At 67.0% G+C, this 4,211-nt stretch carries 3 protein-coding genes; all 3 read left to right on the top strand.

The window, feature by feature from the left end:
• Positions 1 to 1,572, top strand: a 1,572-nt coding sequence (eat, locus tag ACRDPN_RS11995; RefSeq protein ID WP_431448083.1) for an ethanolamine permease, incomplete at its 5' end; no start/stop codon positions are given.
• A 9-nt stretch (positions 1,573 to 1,581) separates the two neighbouring features.
• The gene (locus ACRDPN_RS11990) at positions 1,582 to 3,075 is read left to right on the top strand and encodes a xylulokinase (protein WP_431448081.1); all 1,494 of its coding nucleotides are present in this window, start codon (positions 1,582 to 1,584) and stop codon (positions 3,073 to 3,075) included.
• Positions 3,072 to 4,211 (top strand): iron-containing alcohol dehydrogenase (locus ACRDPN_RS11985; protein WP_431448078.1); only part of this gene is annotated, 1,140 nt, incomplete at its 3' end. The genes ACRDPN_RS11990 and ACRDPN_RS11985, both read left to right, overlap by 4 nt.

The raw sequence follows: 4,211 nt of genomic DNA, 5'->3' as shown, positions 1-4,211 counted from the left end.
CGGGCCGTCGGGTCGGTCACCTATCGGGACGCCGAGCACGGCTATTTCGAGAAGCGCAAGTTGCGTCGTCACGCCGCCTTCTGGTCACTGTGGGCGCTCGGCGTCGGCGCGGTCATCTCAGGAGACTTCTACGGCTGGAACCTCGGTCTCGACGCCGGAGGCTTCGGTGGTCTGCTCATCGCCGGCGTCGTCATCACGGTCATGTTCTACGGCCTCTGCTACAGCATCGCCGAGATGTCGCCGGCACTTCCGCACACGGGTGGTGCCTACTCCTTCTCTCGCTCCGCGATGGGACCCTGGGGTGGCTTCATCACCGGCTTGGCCGAGAACATCGAGTACGTCATCACCCCCGCGGTCGTCGTGGGCGCGATGGGATTCCTCTCGCACGACATCGTTCTCGACCTGACAGGACAAGACGGCTGGTGGAACAGCCCCGTGCTCTGGTGGCTGATCTTCTACATCGTCTTCGTCGGGATCAACATCCTCGGCATCGAGATCACCATGCGGTTCACCGTGGTGATCACCGTGCTGGCGCTCGGCATCCTCGCGTTCTTCTACCTCGCCGTGATCTTCAAGGGCTCATTCGATGCCAGCCTGCTCACCAATATCGAACCCGAAGAAGGCGAGAGCAGCTTCCTGCCCATGGGCATCGCCGGGATCTTCCCCGCCCTGCCCTTCGCGATCTGGTTCTACCTGGCGATCGAGGAACTGCCACTGGCTTCCGAGGAGTCTCACGATCCGAAGCGGGACATCCCCCGTGCCACGATCTGGGGGCTGAACACGCTGGTCCTGTTCGCCGTTCTCACCTTGTTCCTGAACACGGGTGTCGGCGGCGGCGCCGCAAGCATCGGCACGTCGGCAACCCCGTTGTTCGACGGATTCAAGGCGGTCTTCGGGGATGGCACCGCGGCGTCCCTGCTTGCGTTGATCGGGCTGATCGGGCTCATCGCCAGCTTCTTCACGATCATCTATGCCTACGGCCGGAACACCTACTCGCTGTCGCGGGCGGGATACTTCCCCAAGTTCCTGTCGATCACACACCCGACCAGGAACACGCCGCACGTCGCGCTGATCGCCGGCGCGGTCGTCGGGTATGCCCTCGCGCTGGTCATCTACTACGCCGGTCAGAGCGAGAGCGCACTCGCGGGTCAGATCGTCGGAGCGCTGCTCTACATGGCCGTCTTCGGTGCCGTGATCTCCTACTTCATGCAGTGCCTGGCGTTCATCATGCTGCGCCGCAAGCTGCCGGATATCGAACGGCCGTACCGCAGTCCTGTGGGTGTATGGGGCGCGGGGATCGCGGGCGCGATTGCACTCGTCGCTCTCGTCTCACTCTTCCTCAACGCGGACTACCGGCCCGGAGTTGTCGGAGTGCTCATCTACTTCCTGATCGGAATCGCCTACTTCGCGATCGCCGGGCGGCACAAGCTCGTGCTGTCGCCGGAAGAGGAGTTCGCACTTTCGCAGGGGCAGCACGGAGCACACTTGGAAGAGGAGGGCTACGGCACGGTCTCGGTCACCGAGATCGCGGCCGACGACAGGTCGACCCGCCCACCGAGTGACGTGACCTGAGGGGTCGACGTGTCACTGGTCCTGGGAGTCGATGTCGGCTCGCAGAGCATCAAGGTCGTCCTCGTCGACGAGGGTGGGGACGTCGTGGCCACCGGTTCGGCCGCACTCACCATGACGCACCAGCACGACGGCTGGGCAGAACAGGACCCTTTCGCCTACCGCAGCGCACTTCGCGACGCGGTCTGCGCGGCGACCGCAGGCATCGAACCGACGCGGGTCGTGGCGATGGGCTTGGGCAGTCAGGTCGACGGCGTCGTCGCATCCGACGCCGACGGTGAACCGCTGCGGCCGGCGATCATCTGGCTGGACAAGCGGGCCACCGAGCAGTGCGATCGCCTGGTGGCCGCGGTCGGGGAGGAAAAGCTTGCCGAGCGAACAGGTTTGGTGGCCGATGCCTCGCACAGTGCACCGAAGATGATGTGGATTCGCGACCACGAGCCAACGGTCTGGCATCGCGCGGCAACCCTCGCGCCCGTCGGGTCGTACCTGCTGCATCACCTGACCGGCACTCATGCTCAGGATGCCGCGAACGCGTCGTCGACGATGATGTACGACGTCGCCCGCGGCGAGTTCGACGAGGCGCTGTGCTCGGCGGCTGAGCTCGACCCGTCGATGTTCGCGCCGGTTCGCCCCTCGACCGAGGTGGTCGGCACGCTGCTGCCCAGCATTGCCTCGGAGCTCGGCCTACCGGCGAGCTGCTCGGTTGTCGTCGGAACGGGAGACGAACACGCCGCGTCGGTCGGGGCCGGCGCGATCGAGGCGGGAGTCGTCGTCGACGTCACCGGTACCGCCGAACCAGTGACGACCGTGTCCGCGGCGCCCGTGCGCGACCCGCTCGGCCTCGTCGAGACGCACGGCCACGCGGTTCCTGGGTCATGGCTGATCGAGAATCCAGGGTTCGTCAGCGGTGGCAGCACACTCTGGTTGGGCGGGCTTCTCGGTGTGCCTCAGGCCGAGATCTTCACGCTCGCGCTCGCGGCGCCAGTGGCCAGTGACGGCGTGCTGTTCCTGCCGGCGCTGTCGGGCTCGACGGCACCGCGGTGGAACGACCGGATGCGTGGCGGCCTGCTAGGCCTCGCGATGAACCACACGCAAGCACACGTCGCGCGGGCGGTGCTCGAGGGCTGTGCATTTGCGTTGCGCGACATCGTCGAACGACTTGACGCGCTCGGCCTCGGTCGCGGCGAGATTCGGATCGTCGGCGGCGGCGCGCGCGACAACCTGTGGGCGGCGATCAAGGCCAGTGTGCTCGGAAGGCCAGTTCGCCGTGTGCTGACCGAGGAAGCCACCGCGGTCGGCGCGGCGATGGTCGCCGGGGTGGGCACCGGGTTCTTCGCGGACTTCTCGGCGGCATCGGTTGCCGTCCGGCTGGCTCCGGCCGCCATCGACCCGGACCCAGAGGCGACCAAGACGTACGAAGACGCCTACCGTCGCTATCTCGCCGCGTTCGACGCCGTCGAATCCGCGCTGACGCCGCGTGACTTGTCGGCTCGGCCGCCATGATCACCGTTCCTGACCCTTCCGCGCTCCTCGCCTCGTTGCGCGCTGACGGTCATGCCGGTCTGCCCGACGTCGACGTCCATATCGGAGCATCGGTGCTGGACGGTGCGATCACCGCCAGCCTCGAAAGATTCGTCGCGGCAGAGCCGATGATTCTCAGCGACGGCGGGCCATACCGCACACAGGCGGGGGCGGTCGTTGATCGGATTGCCGGGCGGCTCGGATGCCAGGTGATCCAGGTCGGAACAGGGACGGTCCGCGCCGACGAGGAAACCGTCGAGCGCGCGGTGGCCGAAGTCGGGGAGCACCGGCTGCTCATCTCCGTCGGATCCGGCACGCTCACGGACATCGCGAAGGTGACCGCGCAGCGGACTGGCAGCCGTCACGTGGCGGTTCAAACCGCCTGCAGCATCAATGGGTTCATCGCCGACCGCAGCGTCCTTGTCGTCGCGGGCGCGAAACGCACCGTCCATTCGCGATGGCCCGACGTGCTCATCGCTGACACCGACATCCTCGCTGCGGCGCCGTGGCAGCTGAACCTCGCTGGGGTGGGGGATCTTTCGACGGTTCCGAACGCGGTCGCCGAATGGCAGCTCGCCGCCCGGTTAGGCCACGGACCTCCGTACATGCCTGCCATCGTCGACGATGTCCTAGCCGCGAACCCAGTGCTTCCTGCACTCGCGGCGGCCGCGCGCGACGCTGAGCCGGCGGGCATCGCTGATCTGGCCCGGCTGCTGGCGGCCAGTGGACTGTCGATGGGAATCGTCGGCTCGACGGCGCCTGCATCGGGCACCGAGCACGCGGTCTCTCACCTGCTGGAGATGGAGCGCAGCCGGCAGGGGAGGCCCGCCGCCGCACACGGCCTGCAGGTCACGGTCGCGACGCGGTTGGCCGTACGCGTGTGGCAGTTGGTGGACTCCACGATCCGGTCGGCACCTGTCCAGATTCGGGTACCGGGGGAAACCACGGGCCGGGACGCGGTCGTACGCGCATTCGCCGAGTTCGGCGAGCAGACCGTCGACGAGTGCTGGACGGCGTACTCCGCGAAGCGGAACTGGCTGCTGGCTCATCAGTCCGCGGTCGAGTCACTGGTTAGCGACTGGGACGCGTTCGTGCGGTCATTGACCCTTCCCTCACCA

This window comes from Aeromicrobium sp. (assembly GCF_050700635.1).
In the GTDB taxonomy this organism is placed as follows: Bacteria; Actinomycetota; Actinomycetes; order Propionibacteriales; family Nocardioidaceae; genus Aeromicrobium.
The sequence above is the reverse complement of the archived record's forward strand: the minus strand, read 5'-3'. Positions and strand labels throughout refer to the sequence as shown.